Source organism: Nonomuraea phyllanthi, assembly GCF_006334985.2.
GTDB classification, from domain to species: domain Bacteria; phylum Actinomycetota; class Actinomycetes; order Streptosporangiales; family Streptosporangiaceae; genus Nonomuraea; species Nonomuraea phyllanthi.
The window spans coordinates 66,305-85,472 of record NZ_VDLX02000016.1 but is presented as its reverse complement, the minus strand read 5'-3'; the positions used below and the strand labels follow the sequence as shown (position 1 = coordinate 85,472).

General features: G+C 72.1%; 13 protein-coding genes and 1 pseudogene. 5 read left to right on the top strand and 9 right to left on the bottom strand.

Features of this window, described 5'->3' with window-relative positions:
- The first annotated feature begins 18 nt into the window (after positions 1–18).
- Together murA and FH608_RS35500 are read left to right on the top strand one after the other, a co-directional pair.
- Positions 19–1,284, top strand: coding sequence for a UDP-N-acetylglucosamine 1-carboxyvinyltransferase (murA, locus tag FH608_RS35505; protein WP_139634765.1), 1,266 nt, complete (start codon positions 19–21; stop codon positions 1,282–1,284).
- 201 nt (positions 1,285–1,485) lie between these two features.
- Positions 1,486–2,775 (top strand): GTP cyclohydrolase IIa, encoded by a 1,290-nt coding sequence (locus FH608_RS35500; protein WP_139634764.1) that lies wholly within the window; start codon positions 1,486–1,488, stop codon positions 2,773–2,775.
- 537 nt (positions 2,776–3,312) lie between these two features.
- On the opposite strand, the gene FH608_RS35495 is transcribed toward FH608_RS35500, so the two are convergent.
- Both FH608_RS35495 and FH608_RS35490 read right to left on the bottom strand, forming a co-directional pair.
- Positions 3,313–7,212, bottom strand: coding sequence for a S8 family peptidase (locus tag FH608_RS35495; RefSeq protein ID WP_139634763.1), 3,900 nt, complete (start codon positions 7,210–7,212; stop codon positions 3,313–3,315).
- Positions 7,213–7,392: 180 nt separating this feature from the next.
- Positions 7,393–7,851, bottom strand: coding sequence for a rhodanese-like domain-containing protein (locus tag FH608_RS35490; RefSeq protein ID WP_139634762.1), 459 nt, complete (start codon positions 7,849–7,851; stop codon positions 7,393–7,395).
- A 168-nt stretch (positions 7,852–8,019) separates the two neighbouring features.
- Between FH608_RS35490 and FH608_RS35485 the strand changes: the two genes are divergently transcribed.
- Positions 8,020–9,039 (top strand): EamA family transporter, encoded by a 1,020-nt coding sequence (locus tag FH608_RS35485; RefSeq protein WP_139634761.1) that lies wholly within the window; start codon positions 8,020–8,022, stop codon positions 9,037–9,039.
- Positions 9,040–9,051: 12 nt separating this feature from the next.
- Here the strand turns inward: FH608_RS35485 and FH608_RS53180 are convergent.
- Positions 9,052–10,203: pseudogene (locus FH608_RS53180) on the bottom strand (aspartate aminotransferase family protein); the annotation flags it as partial.
- Positions 10,204–10,318: 115 nt separating this feature from the next.
- Here FH608_RS53180 and FH608_RS35475 point away from each other — a divergent pair.
- Both FH608_RS35475 and FH608_RS35470 read left to right on the top strand, forming a co-directional pair.
- The gene (locus FH608_RS35475) at positions 10,319–11,176 is read left to right on the top strand and encodes a fumarylacetoacetate hydrolase family protein (protein ID WP_226900182.1); all 858 of its coding nucleotides are present in this window, start codon (positions 10,319–10,321) and stop codon (positions 11,174–11,176) included.
- A gap of 9 nt (positions 11,177–11,185) precedes the next feature.
- Positions 11,186–12,268 (top strand): helix-turn-helix domain-containing protein, encoded by a 1,083-nt coding sequence (locus FH608_RS35470; RefSeq protein WP_139634759.1) that lies wholly within the window; start codon positions 11,186–11,188, stop codon positions 12,266–12,268.
- A 169-nt stretch (positions 12,269–12,437) separates the two neighbouring features.
- Here the strand turns inward: FH608_RS35470 and FH608_RS35465 are convergent, their stop codons facing one another.
- Genes FH608_RS35465 through FH608_RS35440 form a run of 6 tightly spaced genes read right to left on the bottom strand, consistent with a single transcriptional unit; the run spans position 12,438 to position 19,159 of the window.
- Entirely contained in the window at positions 12,438–13,751 is a 1,314-nt protein-coding gene (locus tag FH608_RS35465) for a GTP cyclohydrolase IIa (RefSeq protein WP_139634758.1), read from the bottom strand.
- Between the two features lie 8 nt (positions 13,752–13,759).
- Positions 13,760–14,566, bottom strand: a complete 807-nt coding sequence (locus tag FH608_RS35460) for an amidohydrolase family protein (protein WP_139634757.1) — start codon at positions 14,564–14,566, stop codon at positions 13,760–13,762.
- Positions 14,563–15,300 carry an amidohydrolase family protein gene (locus tag FH608_RS35455; RefSeq protein WP_139634756.1) on the bottom strand — a complete coding sequence of 246 codons (738 nt, stop codon included), beginning with the start codon at positions 15,298–15,300 and terminating at the stop codon, positions 14,563–14,565. Before FH608_RS35455 ends, FH608_RS35460 begins: the two co-directional genes overlap by 4 nt.
- Entirely contained in the window at positions 15,284–16,894 is a 1,611-nt protein-coding gene (locus FH608_RS35450) for an alginate lyase family protein (protein ID WP_139634755.1), read from the bottom strand. Before FH608_RS35450 ends, FH608_RS35455 begins: the two co-directional genes overlap by 17 nt.
- Positions 16,894–17,892, bottom strand: coding sequence for a Gfo/Idh/MocA family protein (locus FH608_RS35445; RefSeq protein ID WP_139634754.1), 999 nt, complete (start codon positions 17,890–17,892; stop codon positions 16,894–16,896). Before FH608_RS35445 ends, FH608_RS35450 begins: the two co-directional genes overlap by 1 nt.
- A complete protein-coding gene (locus FH608_RS35440) occupies positions 17,876–19,159 on the bottom strand; it encodes an ABC transporter substrate-binding protein (protein WP_139634753.1) in 1,284 nt (427 codons plus the stop codon). The genes FH608_RS35445 and FH608_RS35440 overlap by 17 nt, the downstream gene beginning before the upstream one ends.
- Positions 19,160–19,168: the final 9 nt, after the last annotated feature.

The following is a 19,168-nucleotide window of genomic DNA, read 5'->3' as shown; positions in this document are numbered from 1 at the left end:
TTTCAAGGAGCCGCACGAATGGTCCGTTACCGCGTGCGCGGTGGCAACGCACTGCGTGGAACCGCGTTCATCCAGGGCGCGAAGAACGCCGTGCTTCCCATGATCGGTGCGGCTCTGCTCGCCGCCAGGGGCCGCACCGTCCTGCGCAACGTGCCGATCATCGAGGACGTCCGCCGCGCGGTCGAGCTGGCCGAGTCGGTCGGCGCGTACGTCGAGCTGCACGAGTCCGAGCGCACGCTGGTCATCGACGCCTCCAGGCTGACCAGCGCGCGACTGCCCGCGGAGATCGCCCGGCGCTTCCGCGGCTCCGTGCTGTTCACCCCCGCGCTGCTCCACCGGCTGGGCGAGGCCATCGTCGAGGGCGTCGGCGGCTGCAACCTCGGCAGCCGCAACCTCGACTTCCACTACCTCGGCTACAAGCGGCTGGGCGCGGTCGTCGACGAGGGCGAGACCGTCATCCACGTCAAGGCCTCGGGCCTGACCGGCGCGACCCTCTACCTCGACACCCCGTCGCACACCGGCACCGAGAACCTCATCATGGCCGCCGCCCTCGCCCGGGGCACCACCGTGATCGAGAACGCGGCCCTGGAGCCCGAGGTGCTCGACGTCATCGACATGCTCACCAAGATGGGCGCGCGCATCAGCGGCGGCGGCACGGGGTTCATCACCGTGGAGGGCGTGGAGGAACTGCACGCCGTCGAGCACACGGTGATGCCCGACCGGCTGGACGCCGGCGTGTTCGCGATGGCCGCCGCCATCACCGGGGGCGAGCTGAGCCTGGTCGGCACGGGGCTCGACCTCGGCGTCGTGCGCTACAAGCTGGAGCAGATGGGCGTCGAGTTCGCCCGCCAGGGCGCCGTCCTCCACGTGCGGTGCGAGGGCCCGCTGCGGCCGATCAACATCATCACCGACACCTACCCGGGCTTCGCCACCGACCTGCAGTCCCCCATGATGACCGTCGCCGCGCTCGCCGACGGCACCAGCTACATCCACGAGCGCATCTTCGACGGCAGGTTCGCCCTGGCCGGCGAGCTCAACAAGATGGGCGCGAACGTCGAGGTCGAGGGCAGCCGGGCGATCGTGCGCGGCAGCACGCCACTGACCGGCACCCAGGTGACCGCCCACGATCTGCGCTCCGGCATCGCCCTGGTGCTCGCCGGGCTCGCCGCCGAGGGCGAGACGGTGATCGACTCCGGATACCTCATCGACCGCGGCCACGCGCATCTCGCCGCCCGAATGCGCGCGCTCGGCGCGGACATTACACGAGAGATTTCAGAACACTAAAAAACGCCGGAAAAACGCCGTTGAGCTGCCCGGACATCTTGTCGCGGGGTCAACCTCAACGGCTTTCCGGAAAAGTCGGGCGTGACATTACGGCCCCCGCGAGCGATCGTTCCAAAAGAGAGCACCGCAACGGACGGCAGGATGGGACGAACATTGGTCGATAGGGCCGAAGAAACTCCCCGAGTGTCACGCCCGGGCGCTATGACACCGGACCTCACCATCGGCGTGGTCGGACCGCACGACCTGGTCGAGCGCGTCATGCTGATGGGTCACGCCGCGGCTCCACTGCCGTGCCGCCTGGTCGCCGCCGCTTACCGCGACGAGCAGGAGGCACCGGACAAGGTGACGCGGCTCGGTCCCGGGGTCGACGCGTGCCTGTTCGCCAGCCCGGTCCCCTATGACCTGGCCAGGCGTTCGGGTGTGCTGACGATGCCCGCGACGTACGTGCAACTCGGCGGAGCAGCACTGGTGGCGGCGCTGGCCAAGGCCGCGCTCGACACCCGCATCGACCCTCAACGGGTCAGCATCGACGTGATCAGCAGGGCCGACGTCGAGGAGGCTTACACCGACCTCGGCATCCCCGCCACGGACGTGCACAGCCGCGACGAGCCGGGCGCGACCGGCACGATCGCGGCCTACCACGAACGGCTGCTCAGGCAGGGCGCCACCTCGGGAGCGCTGACGTGCCTGCCCGCGGTGGCCGAACGCCTCCACACGGCGGGCGTGCCGGCCATCAGGATCAGGCCCACCTCGGGCGCGGTCCGGACGGCGCTGCACACGGCCGCCCTGCTGGGGGCGCACCACCGGCTGGAGGAGTCGCAGCTGACCGTGGTGCTGGTGGAGGTGCCGACGCTGCGCGAGCCCGTACGCCGCGCCGCGCCCCGCTACTGGCGCGACGAGCTGCGGCTGTCGCTGCACCGCCTCCTGGTCCAGGAGGCGAACCGGATGAACGCCAGCGTCTGGCCGATCGACGACCACAGCTACCTGGTGATCGCGACCAGGGGCTCGATCGCGGCGGCGACGGACGGGTTCAGGGTGCTGCCGTTCGCGGCCAGGATCAGGGACGAGCTGGGGCTGGCGGTCGAGGTCGGCGTGGGCATGGGGCGTACGACGCACGACGCGGAGTCGCACGCGCGGGCGGCGCTGGCCCGCACGCAGGCCGGCAAGCAGGCGCAGGGCTTCGCGGTGGACCGCGAGGGGCGGGCGCTCATCCCGGCCCCGCGCATGCCGCCGCCCGGGGTCGGCGCGCTCAAGCCCAAGGGCGTGGAGGTGCTGGCCCGGCTGGCGGCCAAGCTGGAGGGCGGGGACACGGTGGTGGACGCGGAGGGGGCGGGCAAGATGCTCGGCGTGACCCCCCGCACGGCACGGCGGTTGCTGCGCACGTTGGTTGACGAGGGACTCGCGTGGCCGCTCCCGCCGAACCGCACCCCGCAGCCGGGGCGGCCCCGCCAGCTCTACCGGCTCATCGTGGAGAAGCTGGGGCCGCGCTGAGCACCGCGTCCCGCCGGGGTCCGTCGCCCTCTGGCGGCGGGCTCCCGGGCCGCGGCGACCCATCTCGTACGGCTGCGCACGGCGGGCCCCACCCGCCGCACGTGGCCGGGCACCTCCAGGGTGACGCCCGCTGACCCGCACGTGGCCGAGCGCCGCCACGGCGCCCTGTGGGACGGCTGGGTGGTTTGTCATGGCCTGAGGAAGACTGTGGCATTGACAACCGATGTCATCTTTACGAACTAGCGCATTGACTCTTGTGAAGTCGTTGGTTGACGAGCGTGGAAGGGGGTATGTTCTCGAACGCCCCCGATCGACGGGATTCGGACGGGGGCGCCAATCATTCCGGCGGCGACCGCTTTCCCGGCCGAGCTCCCGTGACGGCCGCAGAGCCGCGACGGCGGCCCGCCCGCGCCGTGGATGCCCGATCATCGCCCGCGTGTCTCCCTGGGGCACGTGGGGCCCGTGGAGCCGGGTTCCGGCGGAGGCGCCGGAGGCGGGAAGCCGGCGCCCCTCCCACGGGAGGAACGCCCGCGCCCGTCAGCGCATCGCGTACGCCCGGATCACCTCCTGGGTCACCGTGGCGCCCGCGGTGTCCGACGCCGTGACCCGCAGCGACACCAGACCCGACGAAGGCCGTTCGATGGTGGCCTCGTACGCGCCCTGACCCATGTGGCGCAGCCGACGGGCGGGACGCCAGGTCCTGCCGTCGTCGGACGACGTCTCGAGCGTGACCTCCTTGATCGCGCTCTGCTCCGCGCCGGGCTGATGGGCGACGGTCAGGCCGAGCCTGGTGGAGGAGGCGCGGTTGCGCAGGTCCACGGGGGCGTCGTAGGAGACGGCCAGCAGCGGCAGCACCAGCGGGTCACCGTCGACGTGCTCGGAGTCGAACGTCCACACCGTCCTGGTCCTGGTGGACAGGCGCGCCCACGTCGAGTGGTTCTCGACCGCGTACTCGATCCGGTAGCCGGCCCGCTCGGGCGGCAGCAACACCCGCCCGGAGCCGCCCAGAGCGGTCCCGGCGATCAGCTCGTCGCCCCGGTAGATACGCCAATCCGAGGTGAAGCCGTGCTCGAACAGGTCGGTCGCCGTGCTCCCGACGTTGCCCTGCCCGTCCACGAAGGCGCGCATCTCGACACTGAGCACGTCGCCCTGCCGGGTCGTCGGCGAGTCCACGGGGAACCCGGGCGCCACCGGTTGCTTGAAATAGCTGCGCGTGACCCGCTCGCCCGCCTGGTAGCCGCGCCTCGCGCCGGCGACCGACATGATCCCCTGCTCCTCCTCGGGGATGATGGCGTTGTAACTCCGCTCCGGCACGTCGGCCGCGGCGCTCCATTCCACCTCCGGGCCCGGAGAGACGTAGTCGGTCCGCTCGCGCGGCGCCTTGGGCATCGGCCTGCTGATGTCCAGGGACGAGGTCTCCCAGGGCAGCCACCCGTACCTGGTCTCCGACATCGCGACGTCGTCCGCCAGCTGGGTGTGGAAGGCGGTGTCGACACGCGCCAGCGAGCGGGTGCGAGCCATGTACGTGGGGTGCTTCCTGACCTGGCCCTTCTCGATCAGATAGAGGTCGTAGACGTACGGGCTGGCCACGACTCCCTTGGCGGCCACCTTGACGGGCCGGTCGCTGACCCGCTCGGCCAGCCGGGCGCCCTCCTGCTCCGTGAGCATCACGGTGGGGACGGTCAGCTGGGTCTCGTGCCAGTCCACGTAGGGGTCACCGTAGATCGCCACCATGCGGGCGCCCGCCGCGCCCGCGGCGTTGGCGAGGGTGGACACCGGGACACCCGCCGGGCGATGGATCAGGGCGAGCTCGCCGCGCAGGTCGCGGCCCTTCAGCGCGTCGGCTCCGCCGTCACCGGCGTCGACGACGGTCAGCGACGCGGTGCCGTCCAGGCGGGGGAACTGCGTGGACCTGTTGCTGAAGAACACCGGGTCGGGGTACTTGGGATCGAGCTCGATGCCGGGCGCCCGCATCGTGATCACCGGCGCCTCCAGCCGCCACCGGGTGGCCACGGCGAACTCCCCCTTGGTCGCCTTGGCGGTCGGCTGCAGGTAGAAGCTCTCCTCGGTGCGGCCGGGGTACACCTCGGTCTCGCTGTAGCGGGGGCCGTTCTCTGGCTGGCGGGTGTAGACGATCTTGACGGCGGCACCCCTGTTGCGCCTGGTGACGTGGTCGGGCGTCTCGATCCGCACCGCCACCGCCTTGCGTGCGTCGAGGACGACCTCGGTGTCCTTGGCGACCTCCATCTGCGGGTTTCCGACGAAGCTCAGGTTGACGACGTCTCCGCGCCCGCCCCAGGTGCCGTCGAACTCGGGCCGCAGGGTGGTGACGACGCCGAGGACCGAGTACGTGCCCGGCGCGACGAGCCAGCACGACCAGGAGCCCTCCTCGCAGTACCTGTCGGGATCGTGCGGCAGTTCGCGGCCGTAGAGTTCGCCGTTCTCCACGTTGACCACGCTAGGGAGGATGCTCGCCGGGCGGCCGTCCCGCGCGATCGCGGACACTTGCAGCTTGACGCGCTGGACCTCGACGTTCCCGGTCAGCAGCGTGCGCAGCGCGCCGCCCCCGGCCGAGGTCGCGGTCAGCTCGGCACGGACCCAGCCGGCGGGCGTCCTGGCGGGATCGAGCGTCACGTCCACCTGGCCCTTACCGCCGGCGGGCAGCGTGAGCTCGGTCGCCGACAGCGTGAAGGGGGCGCCCGCGGCGAGCGCGAGAGTGACCGGCTCGGCGGCGGGGTTGCGGTAGGTGACGGTGCGCGTCACCGGGGCGCCGCTGCCGGCCGTCGAGAGCCCGAAGTCGAGCGCGGCGTCACCCGCGAGCACCGTGCTCGCCAGCGCGCCCCGGACGTCCGCCCGGCCGGCCCCTGCCCTGTCCACGGGCACGTCGGGCAGGGCCGCCGAGCCGCCCACGAGAGCGGACCTGAGCTCGGCGCCGGTGATGCCCGGCCTGGCCTGGCGCACCAGGGCGGCGGTACCCGCGACGTACGCCATCGCCAGGCCGGTGCTGGAGTACCGCCCGTAGCGGTCGTCGACGGGCTCGCCCGCCTGCGTGCCACCGGCCCGGGTCGAGACCACGCCGACGCCGAGGGCGCTGATCTCGGGCTTGACCGCCCGGTGCAGGCCCACCGGCCCGTACCCCGAGAAGGCGGCCGGCGCGCCCTGGTCGTCCAGGGCGCCGACGGTGAGCGCGGCCGGGGAGTCCGCGGGGCTGGTCACACAGGCCTCGCAGCCGTGGTTGCCCGCGGAGATGACGAACAGCGTCCCGTTCGTGGCGGACAGCTCGTTGACCGCGTCGGTCATCGGGCCGCCCTGGTCGGCGACGCTCGCGGTCATCGTCACGACGTCGGCGTGCGCCTCGCCCGACGCCCACTCCATGGCCCGGATGGCCCACGAGACCAGACCGTTGCCGTCGGCGTCCAGGATCTTGCCGTTGAGCAGCCGCGCTCCAGGGGACACGCCCTTGTACGCGCCGCCCGAGGCGGCGCCGCTGCCCGCGATGACGCCGGCGATGGCCGTGCCGCTGCCGGTCCGGTCGACGCCGTCGCCCTCGGGGGTGAAGTCGCGGGTGGCGACGACCTTGCCCGCCAGGTCGGGGTGCGTGGCATCGATGCCGCCGTCGAGGACGGCGACGGTGGTGCCGGTGCCGTCGCCCGCCCCGCCCGGCGGCGCCTCCTGGCCGCCCTGCGCTTGCTCCGAACTGGTCGGCGTCGCCACCTGCCCGCCTTCCGGCGCGGCCTCCTGGCCCGTCTGCGCGGTCTCCAGCCCGGTCGGCGCCGTCTCCTGACTGGTGGGCGCCGTCTCCCGGCTGGTGGGCGCCGTCGCCTGCCCGGTCGCCGGCGCGTCCTCGCTCCGCCGCGAAGTGATCCTGCGGTCCAGCCAGATCTTGCTCACTCCCGCGGCCAGGCCCTTGGGGGTCACCAGGCCGGCCGCGAACGTGGCGGCGTCCTTCTTCGCGAGCGTGACCGCGCTCGCGCCGATGCTCTCCAGCCGGCCCGCGGTCGTCAGGCCGGCCAGGGGCGCGGCGCCCTTCCCGTACTGGACGATGAGCGGCAGCGACCCGGTCTGCTGGTCGGTGTAGCCCTGGCCGGCCAGCGCTGTCACGTTGAACAGCGCGGGATCGAGCTTCTCCGGGATCAGCGCCTCCACGTCGGAGGGCAGCACGGAGATCTCCCCACCGCGCTCCACCATGCGGAACCCGGCCGATGCCTGTTCGCCCTGGCGGGTGGTCACGCTCGCCCGCTGCTTGCCGTCCGGGTCGACCGTGACATGCACCTTGTCACCCGTGATCAACGTGACGTCGTAACCCGGCTCCACCAGGGCCCGCAGGGGCGCGGGCACTGTGTCGGCCCGCACCCCCACCGCGGGGCTCACGCTCACCATCAGTGCGGTCGCCACCACCGCCCACCGCCGAACCGGCCGCCATCGCTCAGACCGCATCGGTCGTCCTCCACAATTGCGATAAATTAGCCGACTCAATGTGGCATGAACGGGCCGGTCATGAGCCCATCGCGGGTTGGCGAGATCCTGACATGTCTTGTAATCGCCAAGATCCCCGACCTTCCGGTCGGCGACGGCCCATCGTTCGCATCCGTCACGGCAGGGCGCGCGGGGCGGGCGTCAGCAGGCGCAGGCGGCACCGGAGACCGGGGCCGTGAGGGCGTCCACCGGACGCCGCGTGACGCCGGAGGCAGTCTCCACGGGGAAGCCCTCCCTGGCCCAGTACTCGAAGCCGCCGATCATCTCCTTGACCCGGTAGCCCAGCTTCGCGAACTCCAGGGCCGCGCGGGTGGCGCCGTTGCAGCCGGGCCCCCAGCAGTAGGTGACGACCGTTGCCTCCTTCGGCACCAGGCCGGGCGCCTTCGCCGCGATCTCCGCCGTGGGGAGGTGTACGGCGCCCGCGACGTGGCCCTGGTCCCAGCTCTCCCGGCTGCGCGAGTCGACGACCACGATCACGGAGACCTTCGCGGCGAGATCGGCCGCCACGTCCGAGACGTCCGTCTCGACGGCCAGTCGGGCGGCGAAGTGGGCCAGGGCGACGGCGTTGGGGGCGGCGGGGATTGAGGTGACGGCAGACATATGCCGATGTCTCCCTTCTTGGAGGCTGCGTGGTCGCGAAGGATCGTGTCATCCGCCACGGCTCAGCCGACAGTGGCATGAACGACCATGTCCGCTGATATCCCGCCAGTTTCCAGAGTCTGATACTCGCGAGCGTTCTGTCGGCCCTGCGCACTACAGTCATGAGCCATGCCTGCGAACACTGCTGACTCTCGCACCCCGGTTCTGGTCTGGGCCGCGCTGGCCGTCGTCTACGTGGTGTGGGGATCGACGTACCTCGGCATCGGCATCGCGATCGAGTCGATCCCGCCCATGCTCAGCGCCGCCGTGCGGTTCATCGCCGCCTCCGCGCTGCTCGCCGGGTTCCTGCTGGTGCGGTCGGGCCCGGCGGCCTTCAGGATGACGCGCAGGCAGTTCCTCGGCGCGGCCCTGGCGGGCGTGCTGCTGCTGACCACCGGCAACGGCATGCTGGCGGTGGCGGAGCAGTACATCTCGACGGGCCTGGCCGCGCTGCTGGTGGCCTCGGTGCCGCTGTGGCTGGTCGTGTTCAGGTTCGTCGTGCGCGACCGGCCCAAGGCGCTCACGCTCGCGGGCGTGCTGGTCGGGCTCGGCGGGGTCGGGGCGCTGTCGCTGACCGGCGGCGAGGGCGGCAGCGGCGTCGGCATCGTGGTCGTGCTGCTGGGCTCCGTGTCGTGGGCGGTGGGCTCGTTCCTGTCGAGCCGGATCCAGATGCCGCCCAACGCGCTCGCCACCAGCGCGATCGAGATGATCGTGGGCGGCGCCGGGCTGCTGGTGCTCGGCACCGCGTCCGGCGAGCGGCTCGATCTTTCGGCCGTGACGACCAGGTCGTGGGTGGCGCTGGCCTACCTGGTGCTGGTGGGGTCGCTGATCGGGTTCACCGCGTTCTCGTGGCTGCTCGGCAACGCCCCCATCTCGCTGGTGTCCACGTACGCCTACGTCAACCCGGCCGTGGCCGTGGCGCTCGGCGCGCTCGTGCTGCACGAGCCGATCACGACCCGGGTGGTCCTCGGCGGCCTGGTCATCCTGGTCGGCGTGGCGCTGGTGATCTCAACCGAGCGGAAGGGACCGAAGCGCGTCCTCGAAGACACCGACGGTGGCGGCGACGTCGGCCTCGGTATGGGCGGTGGACAGGAACCACAGCCCCCGCGGCACCATGTTGACCCCGCGGTCGAGCAGCGCGGCGTGTAGGCGGGCCATCATGGCGCGGTCGGTCGCGGCGAAGTCGCGGTAGTCGCGCACCGCGGGCGCGTCGGTGAAGTACGTCTGGAAGACCGGCCCTGGACCGTCCACCAGCATCGGGACGCCCACCTTGGCCGCGGCCTCGCGCAGGCCGGCCATGAGCTGCCTGCCGCGGGCGTAGAGGGTGCCGTAGACCTCCTCGCGCTGCTCGTCCAGGATGCGCAGCGTGGCCTCGGCGGCGGCGATGCCGACGGGCTGGGAGTTGAACGTCCCGGCGTGCGCGACCTTGCCCGAGGAGATGGCGTCCATCACGGGCGCGCGGCCCGCCAGGGCGGACACCTGCATGCCGCCCGCCATCGCCTTGCCGAAGACCGACAGGTCGGGGTCGATCCCGAGGTACTCCTGCGCGCCGCCGGGGGCGAGCCGGAAGCCGGTGATGATCTCGTCGAAGATCAGCAGGCTGCCGTGGCGGTCGCACAGCTCGCGCACCGCCTTGAGGTAGCCGGGGTCCGGCTCGATGGCGCCGGTGTTGCAGAGCACCGGCTCCATGACGACGGCGGCGATCTGCCCCGCGTGCTCGTCCATGAGCCCGGCCAGCGCCTCCGCGTCGTTCCACGGGCAGATCACCAGGTCGGCGGCGGGCGGCTGCCCCGCGGTGCCGGGGACGGCACGCGGGTGGTCCTGCGGCCCGGCGTCGTCCAGGGACGGGTGCACGCTGTAGAGGACCGGGTCGAGCCAGCCGTGGTAGTGGCCCTCGAACTTGAGGATCTTGGGGCGGCCCGTGTAGCCGCGCGCCAGGCGCCAGGAGGCGTGCGCGGCCTCGGAGCCGACGGTGTTGAAGCGCACGCGCTCGGCCGCGGGCACCATCGCGCACAGCCGCTCCGCGACGCGGGCCTCGGCCGCGTGCTGGGCGGAGTAGACGATGCCGCGGGCGACCTGCGCCGTGACGGCCTCCACGACGGCCGGCGGGCAGTGGCCGAGCAGCGCCGGGCCCTGGCCGAGCACGTAGTCGATGTAGACGTTGCCGTCCACGTCCCAGAGCCGGGATCCCGAGGCCCTGTCCACGTAGAGCGGCACGCCCGCGGTACGGCGGGCGTCGCTGGAGACGCCGCCCGCGATGTAACGCCTGGCGGTGGTGTAGAGGTCGCGGCTGACGTCCAGAGTGCGGGTCATGCCGACCATCAAACGGGGACACATCGCCTGGCGACAAGAAAGAGAGCAAGAAGCAGGTCGTAAGCGCAAATTTCGGTGCTTGTGGAGGTCAGTGGGCCTTGATGGGCTTACGGACATGTTTCTTGCACGCATTCGGCGTACCCCCTCCGGCCCCGTCGAGCTGGCGGCCCGGCGCGCGCCCGGCGAGCTGGTGAGCCTGGCAGGCCTCAGCCCGGATCTCGGCGACGACCCGGTCGCGGCGCTGGACACGTACGGGCTGGACCGGCTGGGCGAGCTGGTGTCCGGCCGCACGGGCCCCGTGCTGGACGAGAGCGCGGTCGTCTTCGAGCCGCCCGTGGCCACCTGCACGAAGATCTGCTGCCTGGCGCTGAACTACCAGGAGCACGCGGACGAGGGCGGCATGGAGGTGCCGCCGGAGCCGGTGCTGTTCCTCAAGCCGCCGTCCGCGCTCGTGGGCCACAACCAGCCGGTCGTCGCCCCCGCCCGTACCCGCCACCTGGAGCACGAGGTGGAGCTGGCCGTGGTCATCGGCAGGGTGACCAAGGACCTGCCGGCCGAGCGGTGGCGCGAGGCCGTCGCCGGGTACACCGTGATCAACGACATGACGGCCCGCGACCTGCAGCTGGCCAACATCGCCCGCAACGTGCCGTGGGACCAGTCCAAGGGCTTCGACACGTTCGCGCCCGCGGGCCCGTACCTGGCGACGGTGGACGAGGTGCCCGACCCGCAGGCGCTGGAGCTGACGCTGGAGGTGGACGGCCAGGTCAGGCAGCGGGCCAACACCAGGCAGATGGTGTTCGGGCTGCCCCGGCTGATCGCCGACCTGTCCGACGGGATGACGCTGATGCCCGGCGACCTGATCGCGACCGGCACGATCGCCGGGATCGCCCCGCTCAAGGACGGCGACACCATGCGGGCCACGGTGCAGGGAGTCGGCACGCTCGTTAATACGGTCAAATTTCGGTCCGCCTAAAGTAGGTCCATGACCTACGCTGTGGCGGCTCTGGTGGACATCGACGACTTCATGGTTTCCGAGCAGGCGCGGGGGCGGTCGTGGGCGCACCACCAGCTCCGGCACGCCGACCGCGCGGTGCGGGCCGCCGCCGGGGGCCGTCCGGGGGCGACCTGCCACTCGCGGCCGCCCGAGGAGTGGCTGGTCATGCTGACGGGGGACGACCCCGAGGCGCTGAGGTCCGAGGCGAGCGCGCTGGCGGAGGACGTGCGCGCCAGGATCGTCCGCGAGACGGCGTGGACCGCCACCGTCAGCCTGGGCTCCCCCAGCGCGGGCCCCGACGACGCCGAGCGGGACGCCCGCCGGGTCAACGACTACAAGCTGGTGCTCGGCGGCGACCGGGTGATCGACGCGGCGCCGGGCGCGCGGGCCGCCGCTCGGCCCCTCGACGAGCCCCCCGTACGCATCGAGCGCGAGCTGACCCGGCGCGTCCGCGCGGGCGACGGCGACGGCGCGGCGGGGCTGCTGGCGAGCTGGGTCGACCGGTGCGCCCGCGACGGCGACCCCCGGACCCTGCGCAACTGGCTCATCGGGCAGTTGCTGTTCGTCGCGGACGTGGCCAACCGCGCCCGGCTGGCCGACGGCTCGACCGACTGGGTAGTGACGTGCGCCCGGCTGCCCATCGAGGACATCGTCACGGTCGGCGACATCCACGAGCGCTCCTACCTGCACATGTGGCTGCGCGAGACGCTCGGGCGGCTGATGCCGGAGCCGCCGCGCAGGGACGTGCTGGCGCTGGCGGAGGCGTACCTGGCGGAGCACTACACCGACCCGGGGCTGCGCCTCGCGACGGTGGCGGAGGCGGTGAGCGCGAGCCCGTTCTACATCTCGCACCTGTTCGCGGAGGTGCGCCGCACCACGTTCCTGCGCTACCTGACGGGCCTGCGGCTGCGGCACGCGCGCCGGCTGCTGTCCACCTCGGCCCTGCCGGTGGACGTGATCGCCAGCCACGCCGGCTACCCGAGCGCCAAGGCGCTGCGCAGCGCGTTCAGCCGGCACGTCGGCTGCTCCCCCACGGAGTACCGCCGAGCCTGCTTCCGGCCTGGCGCCTAGCGGCCCCGTCCCGGCCTCGCGCCGCACTCCGGTGCGGATCCTTTCGAGGGAAGGGGGAAGGGCGAAAGGACCGGGCGCCGGCGCGGGCGGAAAAGGCGAAGGGGGCGGCGCCGACCCGGGAAGCGCGGGCGGACAGCGCGAAGGGCGCGGCGCCGACCCGGGAACGCGCCTAGGTGCGCACGAGCCGGTACGGCTGGCGCGGGCGGCCCGCCTGGGTGCCCTTGACCGGGGGCATCGGCCAGGCCAGCCCCTCCTCAGCGAGGCTCTGGAGCACCCGGCGGGCGCTGCGCGGGGAGACCGCCAGCACGTCGGCCACGATCTCGGCGTCGACCACCATCGCGCCCCCGTCGTCGAGCCGCTCCACCAGGCGTTCGAGCAGCTTGGCCGCCTTGGTGGCGACGACCGGCTCGCTCTCCTGCCGCCTGCGCCGGCGTACCGGCAGGGACAGCACGGTGCCGTCGCCCCCGACGAGGTACGCGGCGGCGGCCCCCGCGTTGCGCGCCTTCTCGACGGCCGCCAGCGCGTTGGCGTCGGCGTCGCGGGCGGTGCTGCCGAGCCCGATGCCGACCTCGACGGCGACCCCGGCGTCGGTGCGGACGCGGTCCATGAACGGCGCCACCCTGAACCCGTCGGTGGCCTGCCCGAGCGCGCCGACGGTGGCGGTGACGACGTAGCTGTTCTCGTCTCTCGGCACCACGGTGGCGCCCATCAGCCGCGCGTCGGCGAGCAGCGACCGGTGCAGCGACAGTTTCAGCTCCTGCTGCCAGTAGTTGCCCGGCCCCGAGTAGCTGGGCTTGGCGGAGGCGGCCAGCTCGACGACCACGATGGCGATCTGCGCGTCCTCCAGCCTGCTGCCGGTGCCGAGCAGGGCGGCGGTGTTGAGGGCGAGGCGCAGCGTGTGGGAGGTCGGCAGCAGGCGCAGCACGGGCACCCCGGCCGCGGTCAGCCGGTTGGCGACGCTCCTTATCGTGGTGAGCGCCGCGGTGGTCTCGCCCTGGCGGTGGAGCTGCTCGTGGAAGGCGGTGAAGCCGCGCGCCGACTCGGGCCGGTCGTACTCGGACAGGTGCACGCCGGCCGTGCTCACCCCGATCTCGCCGTACGCCTCGTCCACGTCGGCGGCGGGCAACGAGTCGATGCTCACCCTGGCCGGGTCGATGCCGTGGGTGAGCACCCCGCGCAGCAGGCTGGCGTAGAGGCTGGCCCCGCTCATGGGCACGAACGTGGCGGGGACGGGCAGCTCGCCCGCCTGCCTGGCCAGGTCGTGCTGGAGGGGGCCGGTGAACAGCACCACGTCGATGCTGTCGGCGATCCTGGAGAACTTGTCGTAGGTCTCCTGCTCCTCGGTGTGCGGCGCGCCGACCAGCCGCCAGTCGGTCGCGGTGGGAAGGTCGGCGCCGATCATCATGATCTGCTCGACGAGGTCGTGCGGCCCCACCACGCCGATCGTCACCCTGGGCCGCGACTCGGAACGCAGCCGATCCATTTTCGTGATCACCCCTGTCCGGATCTCCACTGCAGCAGGCGGGTCATCGTCGCACCGAGCACCGCGGCCTGGTCAGTCTCCGCGAGGCCACTGAAGATTACCCTCCCCAGCGAGATCCGCAGATCGATGAACGGGAAGTCGGATCCGTACACCACCCGGTCCGGGCCGAGTTCCCGCACCATCCTGGCGATGTCGGGCCCCGTGTTGAAGGACCCGCACACCTCCAGGATCACCCCCGGCCGCCGCTGCGCCACCTCGACGGCCCGGTCGAACCCGAGCGGCGTCGCCCCCGCGTGCCCCGCGATGATCACCACGTCGGGGTGCTCGGCCGCGACGGCGTCCACCTCGTCCAGGTCGTTGTACGGGGAGCCGTCGTAGGTGTGGGTGAGCACCGGGCAGCCGGTGCGCCGCGCGAACTCCCACACACCGGCGTATCGCCTGCCGGTGAGCGGGTAGTCGTGCAGGTCGGGGTGGAGCTTGATGCCGCCGAACCGGGGGTCGTCACCCCATCTGGCCAGCTCGCCGTCGGGATCCTGCCAGGGGTTGACCGTCAGGTAGCCGGTGAAGCGGTCGGGCGCGCGCCCGACCGCCTCGGCGGTCGCGGCGTTCCCCGCCGCCGCGTCGAGCTGGATCGCGAGGTGGCTGGAGATGACGGCGTGCGCCACGCCGCACCTGTCCATCACCCTGACCATCGCGTCGGGGGACGCCTCGGGGATGAAGAACAGGCTGTACGGGCCGGCGTGCGCGTGGGCGTCGACGATCCTGACGCTGGTCTGCGGGCGCCTGCTCCACACGGCGGAGGTGATGGCGTTCACACCGCCCCCACGGGCAGCAGCCCCAGCAGGGTGCCGGAGCCGATGGCGGCCACGTCCGCGTCGTCGAGCTCGGCCCACAGCAGCCGGGTGACCGCCTCGGCCGGGTCCCTGAGCGGCGCTCCGGTGCCGAAGACGATGCGGCCCGCGCCGTACCGATCGACGAGCCATTCGAGCCCGCAGTGCGAGGACAGGTTGGCCAGCCCCAGGTGGACGTTGCCGGTGCGGGAGAGCACCCCGGCCGCCTGCCGCAGCTGCCGGTAGCCGATCCCGCCCACGACGACGCGCAGCCCCGGGTGCGCGGCGGCGACGGACTCCACGGTGGGCCAGCCGGCCTGGGCCGCGTCCACGAGCAGCGGCAGCCCGGCGTCCGCGAGGGCGGCGAGCATGCTCGCGCAGTCGCCGCCCGCGAGGTCGTAGCCGTGGTCGGCGGGGTAGGCGCGGACCGCGCACACCCCGCCCGCCAGCGCGGCGGCCACGAACTCGGCGGGCGTGCCGGTCTCGCCGCACGTGTCGGGCAGCATCACCCAGCAGGGACGCAGCCGGGGCCGGCCGGCGACCAGGTCGAGCAGCTCCCTGTTGCCGGTCGCGGGGTCGTGCAGCCACGACAGGGTGTGGCTGACCACGGCCTCCGCGATGCCGAAGCGGTCCATCCTGTCCAGCGCCTCCGTGATCGAGCCCGTGCCCGTGTCCCTGCGGGGATGGCGGCCGAGCATCGCGTCAGCGTCGATCAGCATGAACCGTCCAATCGTCGGGGACAGAGGGGGGCTCGTCGCGGTAGGGGAAGATGCCGACGGTGAACCTGCCGTCGGCGCGCCGCAGGCCGAGCGAGTGGATCTCGCCGTATTCGGCGGTCCTGGTGGCCGGGTCGGGGATCCTGGCGGGGCCGGTGCCGTACAGCACCTCGTCGGGCGGATCGAGGGGCACCACGAGGAGGCCGGGGCCTCGGGAGCTCGCGAACCCGCCGTCCCGCTCCACCCACGGCGACAGCCCGTGGATCTGCCAGACGGCCTGCGCGTCGATCCGGTCGGTGACGACCCAGTACGGGTTCTCGCCCTTGACGAAGACGACCCGGCGGTCGTGCCGGGCGGGGTAGCCGTGGTGGTGCCCGGCGAAGACGTCGGCCCCGTCGGAGACGGAGAACACGTCGCAGGCCGCCCGGCGGTCCTCGGTGTAGTCCTCGCCCGGCACGAGCAGCGTGTTGTGCGCCCTGGTCGCCTGGTACCAGTCGTAGTAGCCGGGGTCGTCGTAGGAGGGCGGGCCGCCGCCCTCCCAGGCCAGCGGCACGCCCCAGCCCGACAGGACGAAGTCGAGCGCCGCGTGGTGGCTGTGCGGCTCCAGCTCGTGCCCGACGTACGGGCCGTAGTTGACGACGGTGTGGAAGTCGCCGTGGCGGAAGATCGCGTAGCCGCTGTCCTCCAGGTTGTGCGAGCCCTCGGCCGGCGCGACGCCCTCCGGCCAGATCACGCCGCTGTCCTGCAGGTGCGGCACCCAGCCGCCGGACGTCATGAGGACGCTCAGCCAGTGGTGCATCGCCTGCCGGCGCGGGTGGCGCGCGAGCGAGGGCTCCACCGCGACGGCCCTTTCGAGGTTGTCCAGGCACATGAGGTGGTAGCCGGGCGAGCGCTCGTGGTGGCCGCCGTCGGGGCGCACGTCCCGTTCGAGGTGTTCCAGGACGCGGGCCATGGCGATCTCGGCCCACTGCCCCGACTCGGGGAGGTCGGCGAACACCCTGGCCGTGTGCAGCAGCTCGCACACGTTGACGAACTGCCAGTTGCCGTGCCGGAACTCGTCGTGCTCCTCGGCAGTCCACCGGGCGCCGCCGAGCACGGTCTTCATCATCTCCAGCCAGCACTCGTCGCTCAGCGCGGGCTCCTCGGCGAAGACGGCCAGCGCGCGGGTGACGTGCATCGAGCGGGAGGTGATCCCGAGGGAGTACCAGACCACGTCGAGCCCCGGCCAGTCGCCTTCGACCAGGTCGCGGCTCGCGTACCACTGCCGGAAGAAGCGGTCCCACTCGCGGGCGTAGCGGGGGTCCCCGGTCTGCGCGTACGCCGAGACCAGGGGCATCATCCACCGCAGGTAGTGGAACCCGTACAGCCGCGACCGGCCGTGGCCCTTGTCGAGGAAGTCGACCTCGGTCCCGATCAGCCGGTCGGCCTCCGCCACGTCCTCGGGGCGGGGGTCGGGCCACACCGGGGCGCGCCGCCGCCACGGCCGGGCCTCCGCGACGCTCGCCGCGCCCAGCTCGGCGAGCAGCGCCTCGTCGGTGATGTGCCGCATCCGCACCGGGTCGACGTGCGGCGGCTTCTCCACGTACGTGACGGCCATCAGAGCTTCACCGGCCGTCCCGTGCGGGCGGACTCGTGCGCGGCCTCCAGGACGGCGGTCACGTGCCGGGAGCTCTCCACGCTGATCAGCGGCTCGGTCCCGGTGATCGCGCAGTCCACGAAGTGGTGGATGGCGTCGCGGTAGGCGCCGGCCGGCACCCCGTGCACGACCCGCTGCAGCATGTTCCTCGGGTAGGTGTAGCCGTCCTCGGTGGCCAGCTGGATGTTCTCCTTCTGCCGGTCGAGCTGGATGACACCGCTCTCGCCGGCCACGGTGACGTAGCTGTCGACCATGGTGGGGAAGGTGTTGGGGTAGATCCAGGCCGACTCGAAGGTGGCGACCGCGCCGCGGCCGAACCTGGCCTGGATCTGCATGGCGTCGGGGGTGTCGATGCCCCGGCCGCGCAGCTTGCCGTATCTCGCCGTGGCGAACACCTCGACCACCTCGTCGTCGTACAGCCAGGTCATGAGGTCGATGTCGTGGCTGGACAGGAACCAGGCGCAGGTGGTCCTGTCGGCCCAGTCGAGCATCTCGGTGGGAACGTAGATGGTGTCGTCCTTGCGGGCGTAGCCCACGACGGGCTCTCCGACCGCGCGCATCTGCTCCTTGGCCTGCGCGTAGGCCGGCACCCACCGGTGGTTGAACAGGCACATGGCGACCACGCCCGCCGACCGGATCGCGGCGACGGCGCGGTCGGCGTCGGCCACCGTGGTGGTGAACGGCTTCTCGACCAGGATGTGCACGCCCGCCCGGGCGGCGGCCACCATGACGTCGGCGTGCAGGTGGTCGGGCGTGGTGATGGAGACCGCGTCCACGGTGCCGGAGTCGAGCAGCTCCTGGTAGCCGGGGAAGACGCGCGCTCCCGGGGCGTGGTCGAGCGGCCGGCGGGCGACCGCGGTGATCTCGGTCTGGGGATGGGCGGCGAGGACCTCGGCGTGGCCGCGGCCCATCAGGCCGGCGCCGACGATCCCGATGCGTAGCTCAGGCAAGTGCGTCATTCCATTTTTTCTCGGCGGCGTCGAGTGCTTCCTCGGCGCTCTGGGATCCCTGGAGGAAGGCCCTGACCTCTTCGTTCAGGTATTCGGCGAGCTCGGCGTCCTTGGTGGTGCCGAGCGGGCTGTACTCCAGCCGGGGCAGACCCTTGACGATCACCTGGCGGGCGACGGCCATCGGGTCGTCACCGGCGGCCTGGGTGAAGAAGGGGTCCTTGGTCGAGGAGACCGTGGACGGGTAGATCGGCACGATCTTGCAGAAGGCCAGCTGGTTGACGCCGTTGGTCAGGAACTTGATGAACTCGGCGGCGGCCTTCTTGTGCTGGGACGCCTTCGGGATGGAGAAGGCCTGCTGGGCGAGGAGCAGGTAGCCGCCGGTGCTCATCTTCACCGGCTCGGTGATGACGAGGTCCTTGTAGACGTCGGGGGCGTTCTTCTGGACGTTGAGCAGCTCGGCGGCGTTGGCCATCGGCTTGAAGGCCACCTGGCCGTTCTCCAGCGACTGCGGCAGGTTGCGGATGTCCTTGGAGACGGCGCCGGGCGCGATGCCGTGGCTGTCGTAGCTCTTCTTGAACCTCTCCAGGACGGCGACCGCCTCGGGCGTGTTGAACGCCGCCTTCTTCTTGTCGTCCGTCAGCAGGGGGATGCCGTGGTAGCGCAGCGCGGTGTGGTCGGGAATGGCGTTGGTGCCGTTGATCTTGGTCTTCGCGTAGACCTTGTCGGCCAGCGCCAGCGCCTCGTCGAAGGAGGCGGGCGGGTGCTTCTCGTCGAAGCCGACCTTGCTGACGACCGACTTGCGGTACATGGCCACGGGGGAGCCGCCGTTGTACCAGGGCACGGCGTAGAGCTTGCCGTCCATCCGCATCGGCTCGACGAGGTTGGGCTGGAAGTCGGCCAGCTCGGCCTGGCCGAAGTAGGCGTCGAGCGGTTCCAGGGACGGGACGAACCTGCCCAGCTCGACCGAGTTGACGTTGACCGCGTCGGGCACGTCACCGCTGGCCACGGCGGCGAGCAGCTTCGTCGCGCTCTCCTGGCCGGGCACGTCCACCCACTTGACGCTGACCTTGGGGTGTTCCTTCTCGTACTGGGCGATCAGGCCGGTGATGTAGTCGCTGTAGTTCTTCTTCAGGTTGATCGTCCAGAACTCCACCTCGCCCTCGAAGGGCTGGTCGTCCGCGGGGGCGGCGGCGGTCTGGGGCGACGTGCCGGCCACGCAGCCGGCGGTGAAGAGGGTCAGCGCCACCGCGCCGACCACTAAGGCACTTCTGGTCATCTCCACAAG